We start from the raw sequence: 309 nt of genomic DNA, 5'->3' as shown, positions 1-309 counted from the left end.
ACGTCGAGCAGGTTGGCGAGCTGCTCGGCGGCCAGGGCCGGGGTCGGGGTGGGGTTGGCCTTGGGGCGGTTGGTCTTGAACTTGGCGGGGTTCTTGCGGAACGGCACGTCTTGTTCGTCGAGCCACTCGTACCAGGAGCGGACGGCGCTGAGCCGGTTGTCGCGGGTGCCGTCGGAGAGGCCTTGGTCGCGGAGTGCGGTGGCCCAGAGTTGGCCGTGGGCGGGTACGGCGTCGAGGGGGTTGATGCCGGTGGCGGCGCACCAGTTGAGCCATGAGGTGATGCCGTAGCGGTAGGACTCGGCGGTGTGT

General features: G+C 69.3%; 1 protein-coding gene. It reads right to left on the bottom strand.

Annotated elements, in window-relative coordinates:
• On the bottom strand, positions 1–309 hold a 309-nt coding region (locus OO70_RS50925; protein ID WP_043688535.1), incomplete at both ends, for a site-specific integrase.

Origin of the sequence: Streptomyces xylophagus (genome assembly GCF_000716435.1) — a bacterium.
Taxonomy (GTDB): Bacteria; Actinomycetota; Actinomycetes; order Streptomycetales; family Streptomycetaceae; genus Streptomyces; species Streptomyces xylophagus.
Note: the sequence above shows the minus strand (reverse complement) of the source record. Positions and strands in the feature narration are given on the sequence as shown.